The sequence below is a fragment of the Nostoc sp. genome (assembly GCF_036918015.1).
In the GTDB taxonomy this organism is placed as follows: domain Bacteria; phylum Cyanobacteriota; class Cyanobacteriia; order Cyanobacteriales; family Nostocaceae; genus Nostoc.
Map to the genome: position 1 here is coordinate 82,272 of NZ_JBALEO010000094.1, position 17,515 is coordinate 99,786.

19 protein-coding genes are annotated in these 17,515 nt (G+C 41.4%); 11 read left to right on the top strand and 8 right to left on the bottom strand.

Annotated elements, in window-relative coordinates; all coding sequences use genetic code 11:
• Nucleotides 1–255 precede the first annotated feature (255 nt).
• Together V7K61_RS29905 and V7K61_RS29910 are read right to left on the bottom strand one after the other, a co-directional pair.
• Nucleotides 256–1,926, bottom strand: coding sequence for an alpha-amylase family glycosyl hydrolase (locus V7K61_RS29905; RefSeq protein WP_335059215.1), 1,671 nt, complete (start codon nucleotides 1,924–1,926; stop codon nucleotides 256–258).
• Between the two features lie 155 nt (nucleotides 1,927–2,081).
• On the bottom strand, nucleotides 2,082–2,513 hold the full coding sequence (locus V7K61_RS29910; protein WP_289796565.1) for a nucleoside deaminase: 432 nt from the start codon (nucleotides 2,511–2,513) through the stop codon (nucleotides 2,082–2,084).
• A 14-nt stretch (nucleotides 2,514–2,527) separates the two neighbouring features.
• Between V7K61_RS29910 and V7K61_RS29915 the strand changes: the two genes are divergently transcribed.
• The 4 genes from V7K61_RS29915 (at nucleotide 2,528) to V7K61_RS29930 (ending at nucleotide 5,790) form a co-directional block, all read left to right on the top strand.
• Entirely contained in the window at nucleotides 2,528–3,451 is a 924-nt protein-coding gene (locus tag V7K61_RS29915; RefSeq protein ID WP_335059217.1) for a nucleoside hydrolase, read from the top strand.
• A 403-nt stretch (nucleotides 3,452–3,854) separates the two neighbouring features.
• Nucleotides 3,855–4,613, top strand: a complete 759-nt coding sequence (locus V7K61_RS29920) for a TIGR04255 family protein (RefSeq protein ID WP_335059219.1) — start codon at nucleotides 3,855–3,857, stop codon at nucleotides 4,611–4,613.
• The gene (locus tag V7K61_RS29925) at nucleotides 4,601–5,248 is read left to right on the top strand and encodes a hypothetical protein (protein WP_335059221.1); all 648 of its coding nucleotides are present in this window, start codon (nucleotides 4,601–4,603) and stop codon (nucleotides 5,246–5,248) included. Before V7K61_RS29920 ends, V7K61_RS29925 begins: the two co-directional genes overlap by 13 nt.
• Before the next feature lie 23 nt (nucleotides 5,249–5,271).
• Nucleotides 5,272–5,790 carry a hypothetical protein gene (locus V7K61_RS29930; protein ID WP_335059223.1) on the top strand — a complete coding sequence of 173 codons (519 nt, stop codon included), beginning with the start codon at nucleotides 5,272–5,274 and terminating at the stop codon, nucleotides 5,788–5,790.
• A gap of 75 nt (nucleotides 5,791–5,865) precedes the next feature.
• Here the strand turns inward: V7K61_RS29930 and V7K61_RS29935 are convergent, their stop codons facing one another.
• Nucleotides 5,866–6,417, bottom strand: coding sequence for an NUDIX hydrolase (locus tag V7K61_RS29935; RefSeq protein WP_335059225.1), 552 nt, complete (start codon nucleotides 6,415–6,417; stop codon nucleotides 5,866–5,868).
• A gap of 130 nt (nucleotides 6,418–6,547) precedes the next feature.
• Here V7K61_RS29935 and V7K61_RS29940 point away from each other — a divergent pair, with 130 nt between their 5' ends.
• From V7K61_RS29940 to V7K61_RS29950, 3 genes are all read left to right on the top strand, one after another.
• On the top strand, nucleotides 6,548–7,600 hold the full coding sequence (locus V7K61_RS29940) for a dipeptide epimerase (RefSeq protein ID WP_335059227.1): 1,053 nt from the start codon (nucleotides 6,548–6,550) through the stop codon (nucleotides 7,598–7,600).
• Nucleotides 7,584–8,630, top strand: a complete 1,047-nt coding sequence (locus V7K61_RS29945; RefSeq protein ID WP_335059229.1) for a DUF1611 domain-containing protein — start codon at nucleotides 7,584–7,586, stop codon at nucleotides 8,628–8,630. The genes V7K61_RS29940 and V7K61_RS29945 overlap by 17 nt, the downstream gene beginning before the upstream one ends.
• Before the next feature lie 122 nt (nucleotides 8,631–8,752).
• On the top strand, nucleotides 8,753–9,421 hold the full coding sequence (locus tag V7K61_RS29950) for a Uma2 family endonuclease (protein ID WP_292808630.1): 669 nt from the start codon (nucleotides 8,753–8,755) through the stop codon (nucleotides 9,419–9,421).
• A gap of 37 nt (nucleotides 9,422–9,458) precedes the next feature.
• Here V7K61_RS29950 and V7K61_RS29955 read toward each other — a convergent pair whose 3' ends face one another.
• The gene (locus V7K61_RS29955; RefSeq protein WP_335059231.1) at nucleotides 9,459–9,659 is read right to left on the bottom strand and encodes a hypothetical protein; all 201 of its coding nucleotides are present in this window, start codon (nucleotides 9,657–9,659) and stop codon (nucleotides 9,459–9,461) included.
• A gap of 213 nt (nucleotides 9,660–9,872) precedes the next feature.
• On the opposite strand from V7K61_RS29955, the gene mnmE reads away from it, so the two are divergent.
• The 3 genes from mnmE (at nucleotide 9,873) to V7K61_RS29970 (ending at nucleotide 12,505) form a co-directional block, all read left to right on the top strand.
• A complete protein-coding gene (gene mnmE, locus V7K61_RS29960) occupies nucleotides 9,873–11,315 on the top strand; it encodes a tRNA uridine-5-carboxymethylaminomethyl(34) synthesis GTPase MnmE (protein ID WP_335059233.1) in 1,443 nt (480 codons plus the stop codon).
• Nucleotides 11,316–11,344: 29 nt separating this feature from the next.
• Nucleotides 11,345–11,860 carry a GNAT family N-acetyltransferase gene (locus tag V7K61_RS29965; RefSeq protein ID WP_335059235.1) on the top strand — a complete coding sequence of 172 codons (516 nt, stop codon included), beginning with the start codon at nucleotides 11,345–11,347 and terminating at the stop codon, nucleotides 11,858–11,860.
• A 90-nt stretch (nucleotides 11,861–11,950) separates the two neighbouring features.
• Nucleotides 11,951–12,505 carry a Uma2 family endonuclease gene (locus V7K61_RS29970; RefSeq protein WP_335059237.1) on the top strand — a complete coding sequence of 185 codons (555 nt, stop codon included), beginning with the start codon at nucleotides 11,951–11,953 and terminating at the stop codon, nucleotides 12,503–12,505.
• 479 nt (nucleotides 12,506–12,984) lie between these two features.
• On the opposite strand, the gene V7K61_RS29975 is transcribed toward V7K61_RS29970, so the two are convergent.
• The 4 genes from V7K61_RS29975 to V7K61_RS29990 all read right to left on the bottom strand — a co-directional run bounded on the left by V7K61_RS29975 (nucleotide 12,985) and on the right by V7K61_RS29990 (nucleotide 16,966).
• On the bottom strand, nucleotides 12,985–14,454 hold the full coding sequence (locus V7K61_RS29975) for a DICT sensory domain-containing protein (RefSeq protein ID WP_335059239.1): 1,470 nt from the start codon (nucleotides 14,452–14,454) through the stop codon (nucleotides 12,985–12,987).
• 244 nt (nucleotides 14,455–14,698) lie between these two features.
• The gene (locus V7K61_RS29980; protein ID WP_335059241.1) at nucleotides 14,699–16,201 is read right to left on the bottom strand and encodes a UDP-N-acetylmuramoyl-L-alanyl-D-glutamate--2,6-diaminopimelate ligase; all 1,503 of its coding nucleotides are present in this window, start codon (nucleotides 16,199–16,201) and stop codon (nucleotides 14,699–14,701) included.
• Nucleotides 16,202–16,254: 53 nt separating this feature from the next.
• Nucleotides 16,255–16,536: a glutaredoxin family protein gene (locus V7K61_RS29985; protein WP_335059243.1), complete on the bottom strand. Its 282-nt coding sequence runs from the start codon at nucleotides 16,534–16,536 to the stop codon at nucleotides 16,255–16,257.
• A 7-nt stretch (nucleotides 16,537–16,543) separates the two neighbouring features.
• Nucleotides 16,544–16,966 (bottom strand): hypothetical protein, encoded by a 423-nt coding sequence (locus V7K61_RS29990; protein ID WP_335059245.1) that lies wholly within the window; start codon nucleotides 16,964–16,966, stop codon nucleotides 16,544–16,546.
• A gap of 73 nt (nucleotides 16,967–17,039) precedes the next feature.
• Here V7K61_RS29990 and V7K61_RS29995 point away from each other — a divergent pair, with 73 nt between their 5' ends.
• Nucleotides 17,040–17,243 carry a DUF6887 family protein gene (locus tag V7K61_RS29995; protein ID WP_292746158.1) on the top strand — a complete coding sequence of 68 codons (204 nt, stop codon included), beginning with the start codon at nucleotides 17,040–17,042 and terminating at the stop codon, nucleotides 17,241–17,243.
• Nucleotides 17,244–17,515: the final 272 nt, after the last annotated feature.

Genomic DNA, 17,515 nt, shown 5'->3' on the forward strand with positions numbered 1-17,515 from the left:
TGGTGTTATGTCACAATACGCTTGGGTTAAGGGTTATTGGTGTAGATGATTGGTCTTTCAAGACGCGATAAATCGCGTCTCTACAATCTGGGTTTTGGGCTGATCCGATCGGACATGATATTATTTTATTTGCTGTTGCTCCCACAACTACTCTTATTACTGGGTTGCGACGCAAGCAGTTTGTTTTACGAGCGATCGCACTGCTTCGACAGACTACACATTGCTTGTAAATCTGCTGGACAACTAGTGAGATTATTACTGCAAAACAAATATCTTAGCTGTATAGCTTGGCAAGTCAGTCACGAAACCATCCTCTCCAGATTTCACTTCCTGATTAGTAACCCCATCTCGCCAATACTCAGCAGTTGGGAAGTCGGAAATTTTATATTGATTTAGATTTTGGTTGGAAAAATTTACCACGACAACGACATGAGAATTCTGCTCATCCCAACGGGTGTAAGCCAGCACTTTCTCAGCTGCATTTTCGTAGAAAAACTTAATATTGTCGCTTTGCAAAGCTGGATTTTGCTGACGTAGAGCAATCAACTTTTGATAATACTCAAATAAATCATGATTTTGGTCGCTTGACAACAAAGACCAATTAATCTTGCGCGGCTTAGTCACATCTTCGCTTTTTTGCTGATATTCGCCAAACTCTTCTCCCATCCATAGCATCGGTATACCCATCGCTGTCATTAACACAGCAGCAGCTAACTTAGCTCGTTCAAATGCGGGTGTGTTAAAGATGCCGCAATTGCCTAATTCTCGTAATACACGTTCGCGATCGTGGGTTGCCAAATAATTGATTACATTGGTTGCGATCGCATAACCCTGCTGTTTGGGATCTAAAATCTGCTTGAGTTGTTCTAATTCAAATGATTTCCCACAAATATATGGAACTAAAAAGTAGCGAAAACTCTCATGCCAACAAGCATCTAATGGGCCATCTGGCTTGACTACAGTGTTTGTATCGGGAATATGTTCAGCAATGTTGTAAAACTGTTTGGGCGCAGCATGGTTTTTCGCTTCCTTAGTCAGCCAGTTGAGAAATTCAAAGTTAGCCAATTGCCGCACTGCATCAAAGCGAATTCCATCAATGTGATACTCCTGAATCCAAAATTTCACCACATCGCCGATGTATTCCCATGCAGGCTTAATATTTAAGTTTTTGTCGTAATTATCATAGTTAAACTCTGGCCCCCAATAATTATCTGGGTCTTCAGGATAATGCTTGTGTTCGTAATACCAGTAATTTCTGTCAATTAGTATTAAAGGGCATTCTTCATCTGTGTGGTTATAAATTCCATCCATAAAGACGCGAATGCCTCTACCATGACACTCGTCAATCAACCGCTTTAAATCTTCTGTTGAACCGTAACTAGATTCTGTAGCAAAGAAGTGGCGAACCTTATAGCCCCAGTTATAATCACCAGGGTACTCATTAACTGGCATTAATTCAATTGCATTAATTCCCAATTCACAAAGATAATCTAACTTAGCAATTATCCCTAAATATTTGCCTTTCTCGTTACAGTCAACTTCATCAGCAGTAAAATCGGCAACGTGCATTTCGTATATGACTAATTCCCGATTGTCAGGCAACGGTATCTCATCGTGTTGCCAAATGTAAGTATCAACAATGCATTGACCATCTTGAATGCGTACTATGCTGTATTTTTCTGTTTCATTAACATCTGTTGCTTTGGGATCAATGACATCTATCCATTCATCAAGTGCAAAATTTGGGCTTTTGGTTTGAATGCGAAATTTATATTGATAAACGCCATCTTCCAGTTTAATTTTAGTGCGAAAATAACCATCTTCACTTTTTGACATGGGAATTTCTTTCCAATCTGAAAAAGACCCAATTAAAGATGCTCCTTTGTTACGAGGAGCAAATAATGTAAATTCAGTTAGATTTGACATTTTCACACGTTTAAATTTTAGCTAGTTCTAGTCACTAAAATTATTGTGTAATATAAAAGAGTTTGCAGCTTCTTTCTTAAGTATTATCAATATTTTCCTAATGTGCTGGACTTCAACCAGATATTGCGATCGCTATGATTGTAGCGATGCAATGACTATTTACCGATATCTTCATTCCAAAGTTCGGGGTTAGTTTCAATAAACTCACTCATCATTTGTTCGCACTCATCAAGATTAAGATCGATAACGTCCACACCGTGAGATACCATAAATTCTTTAGCACCAGGAAAAGTTTTGGATTCTCCAGCGATGACTTTTTTAATGCCAAATTGTACCACTGCTCCAGCGCACAGGTAACATGGCATTAAAGTTGAATAGAGTGTAGTACCTCTATAACTGCCAACTCTCCCAGCATTGCGGAGACAATCGATTTCGGCGTGGGTAACAGGATCGCCGTCTTGCACGCGTTTATTGTGTCCTCTGCCGAGAATTTTGCCATCCTTGACGAGAACCGAACCAATGGGAATTCCACCTTCTTGTCTGCCTTGTTTTGCTTCTTGAATTGCAGCTTCCATAAACTCATCCATATAATTCTCCTTTTATGACAAAACAACTGGTATTAATGGATCACGATGGCGGTGTAGATGATTATCTGGCAACTATGCTGCTGTTGACAATGGATCGTATTGAACTCCTTGGTGTTGTCGTCACTCCAGCAGATTGCTACGTTCAACCGGCTGTTAGCGCCACACGTAAAATTATCGATTTGATGGGATTTTCTCATATCCCGGTTGCAGAAAGCACAGTGCGCGGTATCAATCCATTTCCTACTCTCTATCGCCGTGATTCGTTTATCGTTGACCATCTCCCCATTCTCAATCAAAGGGAAAGCATCACTACGCCTCTGGTTGCCGAAACAGGTCAAGATTTCATGATTAAGGTGTTGCGCGAGGCATCAGACCCCGTAACGTTGATAGTAACTGGCCCGTTGACCACCGTTGCAGTAGCTTTAGACAAAGCACCGGATATTGAAGCCAAGATTCACAAAATTGTGTGGATGGGAGGCGCATTAAATGTTGGTGGCAATGTAGAAAAAAGTTTAGAACCTGGACAAGATGGTTCTGCCGAATGGAATGTTTATTGGGACGCAATTTCAGCAGCGCGGGTATGGCAAACCCAAATTGAAATTATTATGTGTCCTTTAGATTTAACTAACAATGTCCCAGTTACATCAGAGTTAGTATACAAAATGGGACGACAACGCCACTATCCCATCTCTGATTTAGCCGGACAGTGTTATGCACTAGTTATCCCACAAGATTATTATTTCTGGGATGTGTTGGCAACGGCTTATTTGGGACATCCAGAATTTTATCAATTGCGCGAATGGGAAACAGAAATTATCACCACTGGTCTTAGTCAAGGGCGTACTAAAGTAGTTTCTGATGGTCGGAAGATTTATGCGATGGATAAGGTAGATAAAGAGGCTTTTTATGCTTATATTTTGCAGCAATGGGCAAGGTAAAAAACTGAAAATTAAAAATTATTTATACTCTTATTTCATGAGAAAATACTCTGATACAAGGGTTTCACGTTGTTTAAATACACAAACTAGGTCTTAAAGTAAGGCATAAAGCCTGTTTTACTTCCCAATTCTGACTCCTGCTCTATTGTTAGTGCTCTTACTCAGTAGCTTTACTAGCCGATATGATGCGGATAACTTACCCACTTTCCTGATATAGATCACAAGCCAAATTGAGCGGCAGCAAACAACCTCATACTCAACACTAAATCTCTTGTTTATCTGCTCCAATACTTTGTTATGCCGATCCACAGCCCAAAATATTTTTCGCTACTGCCCATTTGAGAGTAATCTAGAGAAGTATCACTATGATCTCTTGAAACCTTATATCAGGCTATTTTGGCGAATGGCAATCGCTGAATTCATTAAATCACCGTTGACCGAGGTTGTATGCGGAGTCGAGTTCAGTGCTCCAGAATTTTCTGCTGTCCATTTTGGTCTATACTGGCAGAGGATTCGAGAGCAGTTTCCAGTTCCGCCACAGGATCTCCCTCCTATTGTCGATATTGATCTACTCCCTACCCTACCTAAGCTCTGTCGGGTCTGGTTTGAATCTGCTGATAAACGGCAATTGATTCAGTTGCAGGCAAATCGCTTTCATTACAATTGGCGTCGTCAAAGTGAAGCTGAAAAATATCCCCATTTCGAGGATATTTATCCAAAATTTGAGCAGGAGTGGCAAATTTTCCAAAATTGGTGGATAGAGCTTACTGGCTTGCCATTGCAGCCCGTTCATTATGAACTAACTTATTTAAATCAACTTGATAAAAATTTTGGTTGGAATAATCCGGGTGATACCAGTAAAATTTTTACTTTTGCAGGTAAAGAATGGAATGGATTTCTTGAAAAACCAAGACTGTACAGTTCTGCACTGGAGTTTATACTTCCGAATAATCTAGGAATTTTAACTGTATCTCTGAATTCAAGACTCAGAATCGAAGATAATTCTTTTCTTATGTTTTTTGAATTAACATCTCGAAGTGTGGATACGAGTTACAATTTTACAGATTGGTTTCATGCGGTTCATGAATATACTGTTAAGGCTTTTTTGGATCTGATTCAAGAGGAAATCAAACATGAGTGGGGGTTCCAATGGCTAGCATAGTAGAGAAAACTGTTTCTTTAACTAAGGAAAGTAGAGACTTATTACCTCAAACTGGTAATTCTCTGAAAACAACTTCAGTTGACTATCGTTATAGATATATTGATCCAGATTTACTCATTCGCGAGTACTTTCTTTCATCTTCTACTCAACGAGCGAAATTAAGAAAACTTGTTTTCCAGAATATTAATTCATGGCAATCTATTCTGGCGATTTTAATGTGGAGTAGGAGAAAAGAAATTTTTGATGCTTACGATGGTGCCTCTGACTTATTAGCAGAGTGTACAGATATTAATCTTTTCAAAGGTGCTATTCAATACCTAGAATCTGCTAATTTGCTCGCAACTTCATCTGCTAGTAATTTATTCAACTTGGATGATTTTTGGGAAGTCTTACTTAAAGGAATTGCTTATGCTTATCAAATTCCTGCAAAGGAAAGATTCGAAATTACTTTGAATCTTTTTCCAGTCAGTAATAGACGTATTGTTAAGGCGGCAATAATTGATACATTAGTCATTCTAGGCGATGAGATGGACATTGAACCCATCCGAAATTCGATCAGCCGCTTTTCTTCTACTCATGAACCAGATTCATATATTCGTAACTATGCCCAAGAAGCTCTTGATGAAATTTCATAACTGCATTTGATGTTTTTTCAGGTATGCTACCTACTTTATTAGAGTTCGGTATTGAGGCTCCTGCATACATTCGAGAAATTCGTAGCCGTACTCGGTGGAATCCTGAAGGATGTGACACAGTAGAGAAACGTGCAAGAGTTGTTGCTGAAAATTTATTCGATGAACCAAGCCACCTTTATAGCATTTGGCTAGTTAGTACAGATCAAGAACTTTATAACGTAATAGCATCTCGGACTGACAATCGAAATCCCAGAGAACGAGACATTGACTTTATTTGGATAACAGAAGATGAGCTTCAAGAGGTCGGCATCATTGCCGAGAATAAACCAGAAGGAAATTGTCTACGTGCTCAACATTTGCATTTCAATATGCAAGTTGAACCTCTAATGGCTGAGAAGCTATGTGAGTGCTTGATTCGTAAAGGAAGAGAGGCAAAGCGTTTTGGCAAGAAAGCACACACAACCCCAATTCTAGAATCTCAGAAAAAACTTGGATGTAAAGCGACGGAAAGTGGTTTGGAACATTGCGAGTGTGAACAGTGACAGTGAATTTCTGTCTTCAGGATGCAATTTACATCAAGCATTATTTTTACAAACAAGCAAAAGCTACATTGATTATTAATAACTGATAAACTTTAAACCTAAGAAGAGAGTCGCTACAGTTCCGGCAACAGAAATTTCTCCCTGAATAATTTTATCTAAAACTGATTCTACAGGAATTAATACCACTTCAATTTCTTCTGTAATATCTAGTTGTTGCTCTCCAACTTTGCTCACATTCTCTGCTAAAAATAAATGTATTTGATTGGTATCTTTGCTTGGCTTATCATATAGAGTTCCAATTTTTTTAAATTCTTGGGGAATATAACCAGTCTCTTCTCTTAGTTCTCTAATTGCAGCTACCTCTGCACTCTCTTTTGTCGGGTCAAAATTCCCTGCCGGCAGTTCCAAGAAAAATTCACCTACGGCGTGTCTATATTGCTGGACAAAAATAATTTCTTTATTACTTGTGATGGGTAAAACCATCGCAACATCAGGCTTAATACTGAAAAAATAATCATCTATAATTTTACCACTTGGTAATTCTATTTCATCTTGCCTCACCTGACACCAAGGATTATCTAAAACCATTTTTGATTTTAAAATCTTCCATTTTTTTAAGTTGTTCATAAACTAAGTAGAAATAAAATATATGTATAAAAAGTTTGCAATGAATGTAAAAAAGTATAACAGATGTATCCGATAATCTAAACTTTCAACTTACACTAGCTTTTGCAATAACATAATATGTAAAATAAATATGCAAATAAATGTAAAATTATTTACAGTAAATAAGAGATTTCCGTTGACCATTAGTCGGGGTACAACGGCACAGACAACCAATGTATGGGTGAGAATTTCACAAGATGGGATCGAAGGCTGGGGGGAAGCATCGCCATTTGGTGTAGGTAATCATCGGCAATCAACTGATGCAATAAAAAATGCTTTAGAGAAAGTTGTGCCGCTGTTGCAAACATTCAGCCCCTTACAACGTCAGGAAATTGAGCAAGTTTTAATACAAAACCAAGTTCCTTCTGCTGCAAGAGCTGCATTGGATATGGCAATGCATGACTGGTTGGGTAAGCGCGTAGGTTTACCTTTGTGGCAACTTTGGGGACTCGATCGCAATCAAATAGTCCCGACTTCAGTCACAATTGGGATTAATTCACCTGAAGGCGCTAGGGCGAGAGCGCGAGACTGGTTAAAGTTTACAGATGTCCGTCTTTTTAAGGTGAAGCTAGGTAGCCCAGATGGCATAGATGCAGATAAAAAAATGCTCTTAGCGGTGCGAGAAGAAGCACCTGAACTAGAATTTTTTGTTGATGCTAACGGCGGCTGGAGTTTAGAAGATGCGATCGCCATGTGCAATTGGCTAGCTGATTTAGGTATAAAGTATGTAGAACAGCCATTGTCACGGGGAGAAGAACCAAGTTTAGCAAAACTCAAAGAACACTCTCCCCTCCCCATCTTTGTCGATGAAAGTTGTTTCACCAGCGCTGATATTCCCGATTTGGCAAATTACGTGGATGGCATTAATATCAAACTGATGAAATCAGGGGGACTAACAGAGGCAATGCGAATGGTACATACAGCACGAGCATATCGGTTGCAAGTAATGTTCGGTTGCTATTCTGACAGTTCGCTAGCTAATACAGCAGCATTACAGCTGGCACCACTAGCTGATTATTTAGATTTAGATAGTCACCTGAATTTAATTGATGACCCTTTTACGGGTGCATTGCTAAAAGCAGGAAGAGTTTTGCCAAACGATTTACCAGGCTTGGGAGTACAACACAGTGCGTCTATCACTTAATCAACGAGTAGCTATCTTGCTACATGAGGGAACTACTGGGACTCAGGGTAAAACAGGGCTAGCAATTTTACGTTACAGTGAAGCCCCAATTGTAGCCGTAATCGATCGCGAGTGTGCTGGTAAATCCCTACCAGAATTAACAGGCATCAAGCGTGATGTGCCGATTGTGGCATCGGTAGCCGCAGCCCTAGAGTACAAGCCGGAAGTTTTAGTAATTGGCATTGCCCCTGGAGGTGGTGCTGTACCAGATGATTACTGGCTGGAAATCAAAGACGCTTTAGAAGCGGGAATGTCTTTGGTGAATGGTTTACATACACCAATGGCAAGTATCCCAGAATTAAATGCACTGCTCAAACCAGGGCAACTAATTTGGGATGTCCGAAAAGAACCGTCTAATATTAGTGTTGCTAGTGGAATGGCACGCACCCTTCCATGTCGCCGGGTGTTGACAGTGGGAACCGACATGGCGATTGGTAAAATGTCAACTAGTCTAGAGTTACATTGGGCATCAAAACTGCGGGGCTGGCGTTCTAAATTCCTCGCCACGGGGCAAACTGGGGTGATGTTAGAAGGAGACGGCGTGGCTTTAGATGCCGTGCGGGTAGATTTTGCCGCCGGTGCTGTGGAACAGATTATTATGCGCTATGGCAAAAACTACGATATCTTGCACATTGAAGGACAAGGTTCGCTGCTACACCCTGGTTCAACGGCAACTCTACCCCTCATCCGTGGTTCGCAACCAACCCAACTAGTTTTGGTACATCGGGCGGGACAAGTTCATATACGTAATCATCCCCATGTACTAATTCCACCTTTACCAGAGGTGATTCGGCTGTATGAAACTGTTGCTAATGCTGGTGGTGCTTTTGGAAGTGTTTCTGTAGTGGGTATAGCGCTGAACACAGCCCATTTAGATGAATCTGCGGCTCAAGAAAGCATCGCTCAAACAATAGCAGAAACGGGGCTACCTTGCACTGATGTAGTCCGCTTTGATGCCAATGTGCTGCTAGATGCGGTGATGAAGAATTAGCGACTGTAGAATACCTTAACCCTGACCAGTTTTAAATTTTGAATTCTCCGAACGCGAACAGCGTCTCTAAGAATTGGGGCTGACTGCTACGCTAAACTTATAGCACTGAGACACTTGCTGCCATGTCTGTCGCCCAAGATTTAGAAACCTCAGAAAATGTTATATTTCCCCCAGGGGATTTATATAGTAACGAACCGCCTTTGGAAACTGACTTGCATCGGTTGCAAATGACACTACTCATCCAATGTTTGGAGTGGTTGTGGCAAAATCGCCAAGACTTTTACGCATCGGGTAATCTCACTATCTACTACAGTCCACGCCAGCGCAAATCAGAAAATTTTCGGGGGCCAGATTTTTTTGTCGTACTGGGAACTGAACGCAAACCCCGCAAAAGTTGGGTTGTCTGGGAAGAAGATGGCAAATATCCCAATGTAATTATAGAAATTATCTCGGATAGCACAGGTGACACTGATAAAGGCTTAAAAAAACAAATTTACCAAGATATATTTCGCACACCAGATTACTTCTGGTTTGACCCGGAAACGTTAGAGTTTTCAGGGTTCCATTTGCTGGATGGTGAATATCAACCGCTAGAACAAAATCCCCAAGGCTGGTTATGGAGTCAACAGCTAGGTTTATATTTAGGGGTTGCTCAAGAAAAGTTACGCTTTTACACTCCTGAAGGAGAACTGCTTCCCACACCCGAAGAAGTGGCACAACAAGAGAAGCAACGCAGCGATCGCTTGGCAGTAAAACTGCGAGAATTAAATATAGATCCAGATACTATTTAACTTCCACGCTGCTTGCTTGTGCCTGTTGGCTCGAATCCTATGGATCTTCAGGAAAAACCCATTTTGGCGGTTCCGTCATTTTTTTTCGCAGACGTTCCTGTGCCAACTCCAGCATTTTATCTAAAGGAGTCTCTTCAATAAATTTTGCGGCTGACTCTCTAAACTTGATATTGGGGCATTTATCCCCTAAAACACACCCGTTAACACAGGCTACAGCGCAGTTAATTTTTTGCTCCACAGTGAATTCCTCTCTCTAAAAGTTATAAGTTACAAGTTGTGAGTTATGATTTTCATCTCTAACTCTTCACTCTTAACTCGTTACTATCAGGCATGACCTACAGATAAATTTTACCTTGCCAGTTGGTATCTCATTAGTCTAAATACTTACCATTTAGAAACTTATGAGTTATGAGTTATGATTTTTACTCCTCACTCTTAATAAAGGGCGCTCATGTCAGAACTCTTTGCTACTACTGGAACTATAGCTGCGATCGCCACTGCTGTTGTCCCCCAACAGGGTAGTGTTGGTATTGTGCGAGTGTCCGGTTCTCAAGCAATGACAATCGCCCAAAGTCTCTTTCATGCACCAGGGCGACAAGTTTGGGAAAGTCACCGGATTCTCTACGGTTACATTCGCCATCCCCAGACGCAACAAATAGTGGATGAAGCCCTGTTGCTGATTATGAAAGCACCCCGTTCTTACACCCGTGAAGATGTTGTAGAATTCCATTGCCACGGGGGAATTATGGCAGTGCAGCAGGTATTACAACTGTGTTTGGAAAATGGGGCTAGACTAGCGCAACCGGGAGAATTTACTCTCCGCGCCTTTTTGAATGGACGATTGGATTTAACTCAAGCCGAAGGTATTGCCGATTTAGTGGGAGCTAAATCGCCCCAAGCAGCTCAAAGTGCCTTAGCTGGTTTACAAGGAAAATTAGCTCATCCAATTCGGCAGTTACGCGCTAACTGTTTGGATATCTTGGCAGAAATTGAAGCTCGGATTGATTTCGAGGAAGACCTTCCGCCGTTGGATGATAAAGCGATTATATCAGAAATTGATAAAATTGCCGCAGAAATAACTAGGTTATTGGAAACCAAAGATCAAGGTGAGTTGCTACGCACTGGTTTAAAAGTGGCAATTGTGGGGCGTCCGAATGTAGGTAAGTCGAGCTTATTGAACGCTTGGAGTCGGAGCGATCGCGCCATTGTGACTGATTTACCTGGTACAACCCGCGATGTGGTGGAATCTCAGTTAGTAGTCGGGGGAATTCCCGTACAAGTGCTAGATACAGCCGGGATTCGGGAAACAACAGACCAAGTGGAAAAAATTGGCGTCGAGCGATCGCATCGTGCCGCCAATGCAGCTGATTTAGTCTTACTTACCATCGATGCTTCCGCAGGTTGGACAGAAGGCGATGAAGAAATTTACGAAAAGGTGCAACATCGTCCGTTGATTATAGTGATTAACAAAATCGATTTAGTAGAAGAAAGCAAAAGAACAACTCTGCAATCCAAAATCCCAAATCGTTCGACTGAGCGACTTGCCTTGAGCGAAGTCGAAAGGAGCCGAAGTCCAAAATCTAAAATTGTCACAGCCGCAGCCCAAAATCAAGGTATTGACGCTTTAGAAACAGCAATTTTAGAGATAGTTCAATCTGGAAAAGTGCAAGCTGCTGATATGGATTTAGCCATTAACCAAAGGCAGGCAGCAGCCTTAACTCAAGCTAAAATCTCTTTAGAACAAGTGCAAGCAACAATTATTCAGCAGTTACCTCTTGATTTTTGGACAATTGACTTACGAGGTGCGATTCAAGCTTTAGGAGAAATTACCGGAGAAGAAGTAACAGAATCCGTTTTAGAGAGGATTTTTAGCCGTTTCTGTATTGGGAAATAACTTTGTATAAAACTACTATTGATAACTAAATGTACATCTCAATTCGTCAAGCAACCATAGAAGATACGGCGATCGTTTCGGATATGCTATTAGAAGCAGCTTTGTGGCTCCAGCAGAGTGGTAGAACTCTGTGGCATGAGAGTGAGGTTTCGCGAGAAAGTATGTCTAAAGATGTTGCTAACGGCTTGTTTTTTATTGCTGAGTGGGCAGGTGAACCAGCTGGTACAATCAAGTTTCAACTAGAAGATTTACTGTTCTGGCCCGACATTTCTGAGGAAGAGTCAGCATTTGTACATCGCCTTGCAGTTCGACGGCATTACTCTGGCGGTAAAGTCTCTTCAGCACTTCTAGCTTGGGCTGTTGAACAAGCAAAAACACTTGGCAGACATTATTTACGTCTAGATTGCGATGCTTCACGTCCACGCCTCAGAGCAATATACGAACGTTTTGGTTTCCGTCATCACAGTGACAAACAAGTTGGTGCTTATTTTGTCTCTCGCTACGAATATGAAATACCTTCAATGTGTAAAGTGCATAAGTCCTAACAACAATGTCTGATGAGCTAGCCAGTATTTCATTTTAAAATCAAAGTAAACTTCTTGTCTAATTGGTAGAAAAAAGGCTAAATAAGGATTATGACCGTAACTACCTATAAATGGACAATTCAACGTTATCACAGAGCAATAGAGGCAGGCATCTTTGACGACCAGCCCATTGAACTATTGCGCGGCGACCTAATTGTTATGCCCCCAGAACGAGAACCTCACGCCTACTACAACACAGAAGCAGCTGATTATCTTCGCACACTGCTCGGTGAACGGGTAAAAGTCCGCGATGCCAAGCCCGTTACCTTGCCCAACGATTCAGAACCGGCTCCCGATGTTGCGATCGTCAAACCATTAGGTGAGGTCTACCTAGAACACCATCCTTATCCAGAAGATATCTTCTGGCTTATTGAATTCTCCAAAGCCACCCTGAGCAAAGATTTAGGTGACAAAAAAGACATCTACGCTGAGGCTGGTATTGTTGAATACTGGGTTGTCAACCTGAAGACTCCGCAGTTAAAGGTATTTCGCGACCTAAAAAATGGAGAATACAAAATTGAACTGACACTAACTACAGGTACTATTTCAGCCCTAGCCTTTCCTGATATATCCATCCGAGTTGAGCGCCTTATAAGTAAGACGTAGTAAAGCTTATAGGATTCCTATTTGATTTTTGAATAAAACTCAGTACATCTTTATTTTTTCTTCCCTGTTCCCTGTTCCCGTTCGGCTACGCTCACGGCAAGCCTGTTCCCTTTCTCTACGAGTGATTCAGGAATAAAATCGGATTGCTATATTTTGTTTATCGCTCTTCTGTCACTCTCCGAAAACATTTGCCTTTTCTAAAATCTAGAGCTTTTGTATAGCAAGCGATTGTGCGATTATTTTCTAATAACAAATACAGGTTATGGCGGTTCTCGGTTGAGTGAGGTACAAGAACCCCACCCCCAACCCCCTCCCCGCTCTTCGAGAGGGGGCTAAGATGTACCTCATGTGATTAGGAAACGCTATATCGCTAGGAATATGAAACACCTCCACAATTTATTTCTAATTTTTGAAGCAATTAAATAAGAGTTATGAGTTATGAGTTATGAATTTTTCACTCATAACTCATAACTTATAACTCATAACTCATTTTCTGTCGCGATCGCTCTTGGGATATTGCTAACAGTTGCCAGTTGCACTGTAAAGGTAGAACCTTCAGATAATTTACTTTTTACAGAAATAGATCCACCACAGCGCAGTAGCAATTGCTGTACTATCGTTAACCCTAACCCAGCACCACCATAATCTTCGGTTGCTGTTGTACGCACCCGATAAAAGCGATCGAAGATTTTGGGAATTTCGTTTTCGGCAATACCAATACCTGTGTCGCGGAATTCTAATTGGACACAATCGCCTTGACTACGGGCACGCACCCATACTTGACCACCATTAGGGGTAAACTTAAGGCTGTTGTGCAGCAGATTAATCACAATTTGCCTCAGCTTACCACTCACGCACCAAACAGATGGGAGTTCAGTCGGTACGGTGTAGGCTAGCATAATTCCTTTTTCTTGGGCCACAGGTTGGTAGGTACTGACTACTCCAGGTACTATATCTGAGAGACGCACCAACTCCAAAGTCGTCCCCTCCAAATTCTGTTCTAGCTGCACCAGTTCCAAGAAACCAGTAATCAGGGAGTTTTGCTGATCGCACTGGGTATTTAACATCTGTAAATAACGTTGTCGTTGTGGGGGTTTAAGATTAGGGGAATTTAATAACGAAAGTGCTGTTTTCATGTGCGTCAAGGGTATACGTAGTTCCTGACAGACATTTTTCAGATATTCATCTTTGAGTTGCTCTTTGTTGTGCAGTTCTTGATTTTGCTGCTCCAACTTATTAGTGCGTACTGTGATGATTTGACGATTAATTTCATCTTGTCGGAGGAGTTGTTTTGCCAACAATTGATTCATAAGTGCGCCTTGGGGCACGGTTGGACAAATAAAACTAGCAGGTAAAATTGAGGATGATTCTGGTGCAATCGCTTGTTGGATACCTGTTAAGACTTGCTGAATTACTCTCCCTTCAACAGTAGTTATAATCAGTAACGGCTGGTTTTTATTAGTATTTATCTTCCCCGATGTCTGATTTTTGCTTTTTTTAAGTGGTCGATGAGCCAAAATTAAACTGCAAAACTGGGGCGATAACGCCATCAGAAAGTTTTCCCGTCGCATTTGGCTATCTGGTGGTAGGTGAACGGGGACATAATCAGATGATGGGGATGAGGGAGATGAGGAGATATTTAATCTTTCTTCTCCCTCTCCCTTCTCTTCCCCTGCTTCCCCTTTCCTACTCTCCTCAATCTGGCAAGTATAAATGAGACTAGAGGCACCTACCGAGGATTGATAACGCGCTAATTCTGATTGCCAAATTTTATCTGGTGGTAGCTTCACCCAGAGAGTGGCTGCAATTTGCTGCTCAATGAGTAAGTCAATTTGCGCTCTCACCAGTGATAGTAGAGTAGCAGGACTGAGGGACAATGGTTTAGGAGGCGTTTGCACTCCCATAACCAGTTGATAAACAGACAGATCCTTAACCAGAGAAACATTCATGAGTCAAGCACAAAAAGGATGAAGCAAGAAATAATTCTGTCTTCGATTTTCACCTTTATGTGTGCATTTTTTACAAAATCCCCACGGAAAGAAATATTAACTATAAAAAAGTCTATCTACGAGGGGCAGGGAGGCAGGGGAGCACGGGAGCAGGGGAGCAGGGGAGCACGGGAGCAGGGGAGCAGGAAGTTTTTCTCCTCTGCCCCTCTGCCCCTCTGCCCCTCTGCCTCTTCCAATGCCCAAATTAAGCTTGTACGTTAAGTCTTTGCTGTAAAGCGTCGCGGGCGTGTTCTCGGTCGTCAAAATGGATTTTTTCGGTGCCGAGAATTTGGTAGTCTTCGTGACCTTTACCAGCAAGCAATACTCCATCACCGGGTTGTGCTTGTAAAATAGCGGTACGAATTGCGATCGCCCGATCGCAAATTACTGTTGGCTGCACTGTGTCAGCTATTCCCGCCAAAATATCTTGCAAAATCCTTTCTGGATCTTCAGTTCGGGGATTATCTGATGTCACCACTGCTACATCAGCTAACTCAGCGGCGATTTTACCCATTTTTGGGCGCTTAGTGCGATCGCGATCGCCTCCACAACCAAATACACAAATCACTTTACCAGGTATAAACGGACGCGCAGCTTTCAATAAATTTTCCAAGCTATCGGGCGTGTGGGCATAATCCACAATCACGCTAATATCTTGCTCAGTACTAATCTGTACCCGTTCCATCCGTCCAGGAACTCCGGGAAACTCAGGTATCACAGATGCCACTAACTGCAAATCTAGCCCTAAGTGCAAAACTGCTCCTACGGCTGCGAGAAGATTTTCTAAATTATATTGTCCAACTAGAGGCGATCGAAAAGCCACGTCACCTTTTGGTGTATGTAATGTCCCACTAACACCATTTGGCTGATAACTTAAATCGCTCATCCATAAATCAGCGCTATTGTCGTTGACGCTGTAACTCCAAACCCGTTCGGAATCTAACGACGCAATTAACCGCTTTCCGTAAGAATCATCAGCATTAATTATTGCCCGTCCCTTGAGATAATTAGGGCTAAATAACAACGCTTTGGCAGCAAAGTAATCTTCCATATCGCTGTGATAGTCGAGATGGTCTTGAGTAAGATTACTAAATACCGCTACCTCAAATTCACAACCCAACACTCTACCTTGAGCCAAAGCGTGAGAACTGACTTCCATCACCCCGAACTCACTCCCAGCCTTTACCGCCTCTGCTAGCTGCTGTTGGAGTTCGACTGCAAAGGGCGTAGTGTGGGCAGCAGTTTGCTCAAAACCTGCCCAACGAGTGTAGAGAGTTCCCATCAAAGCTGTCGCTAAATTAGCTTTGTTGAGGAGAAATTCAATTAGATGAGTAGTTGTAGTTTTGCCATTTGTACCAGTTACGCCTACCAACTTGAGTTTTCGCCCTGGATAACCATAAAAAGCACTGGCTATCTGCGCACAAGCTTGAGTGATGTTACTTGCACTAATGACCACAGCCTGATTTGTGGGAGGATTTTTTTGTGCCGCTTCGGGAGAAACGATCGCAGCTACAGCCCCCGATGCGATCGCACTTTGCCAAAATTCCCCACCATCAACCCGCGTTCCTGGCATCCCAATAAACAAATCTCCCACACGACAAGCATGGGAATTCGTCTTTAAACCCCTAACTTCCACATCTTCCAAAGTTGGATAACTAGGCAATTGCTCAACACTGTCTACCGCTGTTAGTAATTCCCGCAATTTCATTTTGTGAACCTCGTCACATTCTTGATCTTGCGCTTATTCTGCATTATTTTTTTCTAATTGGCTAAATATTTACACAACATTTGCTCCAACTGCTGCACACTAGCACGAGGAGAAGGACGCGGCAATGGTTTCTCACTCCCCTCTGCGCCCTCTGCGCCTCTGTGGTTTGATAAATAAAGTACCGGCACTTCATACTCATACGCAGCAAACCAATCTTCACGAGTCGTAATATCCCTAACTTCCAACTCGAAACTGAGATTTTGGATTTGTTCTAGCTTTTCTTGCAAACCTTCGCATAAATGACAGCCAGGTTTACTGTATAAAATTAATCGCATTTGTTAATTAATTACTATGAACACTATTAGCAAAAGTTTCTTCACTGTCGGCTATAGATTCTACAGGTATTATGCCCGTGTCAGTGTGGATATAATAGCGATATGTTTCAATGTTTGGCACTTCACAAGTAAGTTCACATACTCGACCGTCCCAAAGAGGATTTTGATCAATCTCAGAAGTCAGGCTGCAAGCTATATTTTGTAAATCGTCGCAGTTTTCTAAGTCGGTTTGTGGTGCAGGTGTGGTAGTTGCTTCTACCTTGTTCATATCTGCTACCAACTCGTTAAGAGTGTAACCACCATAGAGAGGGTTGTAATTTTGGTCTAGTATTGTGTATTTGTAAAGGTTTTTCTTGGTTGGGTTAACTTGAAAGATAAGCCCTTTTGTTTCTACTGTGGTGCGTACTGAGTCGATTGTTAAGCGTGCCATTGTTTTTGTGTCCTTATATAGCGTGCCATTGTTTTTGTGTCCTTATATTAAGTAACGGGGAGGAATTAATCAAATGAGTAATACTAATTATCAACAATTAACAGAAGTCGAACTAAGAAATTATGTTAAAGGACATCCAGAAGATGAAGACGCTTTCCAGTACTACCTTAGTATTGTACGAGCTAAACCGGGTTGGGTTAAGGTTTCCACACCAGAACAATCGTTAGAGGAATTTAAAAAACGAATACAAGCTAATGAGCATAAAAATCAAACGTGATGAACGTCAAGTGTTTACTGGTGGTAGCTTTGTAATGACTTCGACAGTACTTATAAAAGTGGAAGATAACCGATGAACTTATGTAAAAGCTATTACCAGTAAATCAAAAACTTTTTTACTAAAACGAGTGTTGAAAAAATTTTTTAATTATCGAAAATAAAAATGAAAATGAAAATGCATAAAAACATTCGCTTAATTTTATTTGTTATCAGTATTTGTATTCTGATGATTAATGATATTCGGTCAATTAACCAGACATCATTTGAAGAAAA

What these genes read in the sequence shown, in the direction of transcription:
- V7K61_RS29990 (WP_335059245.1), bottom strand. Translation starts at nt 16,966, where the DNA reads ATGGCACGCTTAACAATCGACTCAGTACGCACCACAGTAGAAACAAAA.
- V7K61_RS29980 (WP_335059241.1), bottom strand. Translation starts at nt 16,201, where the DNA reads ATGAAATTGCGGGAATTACTAACAGCGGTAGACAGTGTTGAGCAATTG.
- V7K61_RS29925 (WP_335059221.1), top strand. Translation starts at nt 4,601, where the DNA reads ATGGCTAGCATAGTAGAGAAAACTGTTTCTTTAACTAAGGAAAGTAGA.
- V7K61_RS29930 (WP_335059223.1), top strand. Translation starts at nt 5,272, where the DNA reads ATGCTACCTACTTTATTAGAGTTCGGTATTGAGGCTCCTGCATACATT.
- V7K61_RS29920 (WP_335059219.1), top strand. Translation starts at nt 3,855, where the DNA reads ATGGCAATCGCTGAATTCATTAAATCACCGTTGACCGAGGTTGTATGC.
- V7K61_RS29910 (WP_289796565.1), bottom strand. Translation starts at nt 2,513, where the DNA reads ATGGATGAGTTTATGGAAGCTGCAATTCAAGAAGCAAAACAAGGCAGA.
- V7K61_RS29940 (WP_335059227.1), top strand. Translation starts at nt 6,548, where the DNA reads ATGCAAATAAATGTAAAATTATTTACAGTAAATAAGAGATTTCCGTTG.
- V7K61_RS29905 (WP_335059215.1), bottom strand. Translation starts at nt 1,926, where the DNA reads ATGTCAAATCTAACTGAATTTACATTATTTGCTCCTCGTAACAAAGGA.
- V7K61_RS29965 (WP_335059235.1), top strand. Translation starts at nt 11,345, where the DNA reads ATGTACATCTCAATTCGTCAAGCAACCATAGAAGATACGGCGATCGTT.
- V7K61_RS29995 (WP_292746158.1), top strand. Translation starts at nt 17,040, where the DNA reads ATGAGTAATACTAATTATCAACAATTAACAGAAGTCGAACTAAGAAAT.
- V7K61_RS29985 (WP_335059243.1), bottom strand. Translation starts at nt 16,536, where the DNA reads ATGCGATTAATTTTATACAGTAAACCTGGCTGTCATTTATGCGAAGGT.
- V7K61_RS29975 (WP_335059239.1), bottom strand. Translation starts at nt 14,454, where the DNA reads ATGAATGTTTCTCTGGTTAAGGATCTGTCTGTTTATCAACTGGTTATG.
- V7K61_RS29950 (WP_292808630.1), top strand. Translation starts at nt 8,753, where the DNA reads ATGTCTGTCGCCCAAGATTTAGAAACCTCAGAAAATGTTATATTTCCC.
- mnmE (WP_335059233.1), top strand. Translation starts at nt 9,873, where the DNA reads ATGTCAGAACTCTTTGCTACTACTGGAACTATAGCTGCGATCGCCACT.
- V7K61_RS29935 (WP_335059225.1), bottom strand. Translation starts at nt 6,417, where the DNA reads ATGAACAACTTAAAAAAATGGAAGATTTTAAAATCAAAAATGGTTTTA.
- V7K61_RS29915 (WP_335059217.1), top strand. Translation starts at nt 2,528, where the DNA reads ATGACAAAACAACTGGTATTAATGGATCACGATGGCGGTGTAGATGAT.
- V7K61_RS29970 (WP_335059237.1), top strand. Translation starts at nt 11,951, where the DNA reads ATGACCGTAACTACCTATAAATGGACAATTCAACGTTATCACAGAGCA.